Source organism: Albidovulum sp., assembly GCF_049646345.1.
In the GTDB taxonomy this organism is placed as follows: domain Bacteria; phylum Pseudomonadota; class Alphaproteobacteria; order Rhodobacterales; family Rhodobacteraceae; genus Albidovulum.
The window spans coordinates 1-2,581 of sequence record NZ_JBARVQ010000010.1 but is presented as its reverse complement, the minus strand read 5'-3'; the positions used below and the strand labels follow the sequence as shown (position 1 = coordinate 2,581).

Here is a 2,581-nt window from a genome sequence, read left to right as displayed (position 1 = left end):
TCTCAAAAGCGCCAGCCCGCCGGGACGGGCAGGCGCTCGCCCGGCGCGCATCGCGCTTGTTCCCGGGCGAAAGGCGTTCAGCCGCCGAGGTCTCCAAAGTGCGCAAAGCGGATCGCCGCAGTCTCGCTGCGCGCCGAAATCTCTGAAAGGTCTTCCGGATCCCGCTCCCGGTCTTTCCCTTTCGCCCATCCCCGGTTATCGAAATGCATGGCCGAGACACTGACCGAAATCTACGACCGGATGACGCATGAGGGCGACCTGAAGCAGGACGCCGCCCAACGCGCGCTTTTGCCCGAATTGCAGCGCATCCGCGCGGGGCTGGAGGCCGGGAACGGCCGCAGGAAGGGCCTTCTCGGCGGGTTGTTCGCCAAGGCACCCGAAGGGGTGAAGGGGCTTTACCTCTGGGGCGGGGTCGGGCGCGGCAAATCGATGCTGATGGACCTCTTCCACGCCCATGTGAATATCGAGGCCAAGCGCCGCGTCCATTTCCACGCCTTCATGCAGGAAGTGCAGGCCGCTTTGCATGAGGCGCGCAAGACCGGGGTCGACGACGCGATCCGACCCGTGGCCGAGAAGATCGCCGAGGACCTGCGGCTTCTCTCGTTCGATGAGATGCAGATCACCGACATTGCCGATGCGATGATCGTGGGCCGCCTTTTCCAGATGCTTTTCGACCGGGGGGTGACCATCGTCACCACCTCGAACCGCGTGCCGGATGACCTCTACAAGGACGGGCTCAACCGGCCGCTCTTCCTGCCCTTCATCCAGCTTCTGAAGGACCGGCTGGAGGTGCGCGAGATCGAGAGCGAGACGGATTACCGCCAGCATCGCCTCGAAGGCGCTCAGGTCTATTTCACCCCCGCCGATGCGAAGGCAAGGGAAGCGCTTTCAAAGATCTGGACCGAACTGACCGGCGGCGGCGGCGACGCGGAACTGAAACTGACCGTGAAGGGCAGAGAGGTGGTGCTGCCCGACTACCATGCCGGTGTCGCGCGGGCAGGCTTCTGGGACCTCTGCGGCCGCCCCCTCGGCCCGGCCGACTACCTCGCCGTCGCAGGCGCGGTGCGCGTCCTTATCCTCGAAGACATCCCGCATCTCTCGTCCGAGAACTACAACGAGGCGAAACGCTTCGTCACCCTCATCGACGCGCTTTACGAGGGCAAGGTGCGCCTCATCTGCTCGGCCGCCGACGAACCGGAACGTCTTTACGTCGAGGGCACCGGCAGCTTCGAATTCGAACGCACCGCGAGCCGGTTGAGGGAAATGCAGGGGGCGGAGTGGGGTGGGTGAGGAGGCGCTTAGGTCAAAGCCTGAATGCTACTATGCCATCACTGCATTTAGAACCATATCACCTCGGCCAGCCATTTTTTCGCAGCTTCGATGACGGCTTCGAGCTTGCTTGGATTCAACGCAAAGTAGCCGCCACCCGCCGGGATAGCCCACTTTATCGTAGTATCCACGGCAAGATCTGCCTTTGTGCCGCACCAAGAAATTCCGTTCTGAAGAACCGAGCCTAGTATGCCGATCAGCCTCTCGATTTTGCCACGACTAGGTTTGTTTGTCCTAGCCTCTTGTTTGAGCTGTTGGAGTGGCTCCCAGACGATAAGTAGTTCGCGAGCAACGGTAGTTTCGCGCGACAATGGTTCTGGCGGGTTGTTTCCACCGATTCCTAGTCGTGAGGTTGATGACCGCGCTAGTTCGTTCTCAAGTTCTCGAATTCTGTCGTGCAAAGCGTGTCGCGCGCTGATTTCGGCAACTATCCGAGCGATATGCTCCGGTCCACTTTCCCAATCCTCGTCTGGAATTGCAGCCACTTCCCTCTGAAGGTCCCAATCAACCGGATATCCCGATCTGAATGATTGAACCCACTCAATCCAGAATCGCCATGTCGGCGCTTCATTTTCTAAGACTGAAACAAACGTGTCCCATGCATCACTTGCGATGGCTGGTTGTTCGATGGTTAACCAAAGTTTTCGTTCAAAAAGCTCGCTAGGTGACAAAAGGCCCTCAATGGCAGATGCATCTTCCGACACCGCCAGCCAATATGCACGCTCCGCTTCATGTTGCTCAGAGTGTGTCGTTTCTTCTCTGAACGTTGCGGCCGGAACGTAGATGGAGTTTTCGGCGTGGTTGTCGTAGGTCGTGTGAAAGGCGACGGAAATCCAACCGTACAATGCATTGCCGCTTCTTGCTGTCGGATAGGACGGATCAGTTTCGTGATCGGCCTTTCGGCCCGACGACTCTGCTGCTCTCCAATACTCATCGTCATTTGTTTTTGCTGCCAAAGCAATTTTCAGGGATGATCGGAATGCCGATAAAAAAAGTCGACCTTTGCGGTCTTGGTACTGGGTACTCTGAAATATGTCGATAACGAACGGCAAGGAGCGCAGGGCCGCACGAAGCGCCAGCGCTGCAATCACTGGCTTGTCTCTGCCGACAAGCCAGTCGTTCACATCTTTCCTATCTCGTATTTCCGCCATGCACGCAGTGAACGGCGATAGTTGACATTTTGCAACCTTGCTTCACCCCATTGACCGCGCCCAGATTCCCGCGCATATCCCCGCAATCATGACCGAGCTCG

Annotated in this window: 2 protein-coding genes; one reads left to right on the top strand and one right to left on the bottom strand. The window is 58.4% G+C overall.

From position 1 onward, the window contains the following. The first annotated feature begins 207 nt into the window (after positions 1-207). Positions 208-1,290 (top strand): cell division protein ZapE, encoded by a 1,083-nt coding sequence (zapE, locus tag WBB85_RS00215; RefSeq protein WP_432636609.1) that lies wholly within the window; start codon positions 208-210, stop codon positions 1,288-1,290. Between the two features lie 47 nt (positions 1,291-1,337). Here the strand turns inward: zapE and WBB85_RS00210 are convergent, their stop codons facing one another. Then, positions 1,338-2,453 carry a hypothetical protein gene (locus WBB85_RS00210; protein WP_432636608.1) on the bottom strand — a complete coding sequence of 372 codons (1,116 nt, stop codon included), beginning with the start codon at positions 2,451-2,453 and terminating at the stop codon, positions 1,338-1,340. Positions 2,454-2,581 lie beyond the last annotated feature (128 nt).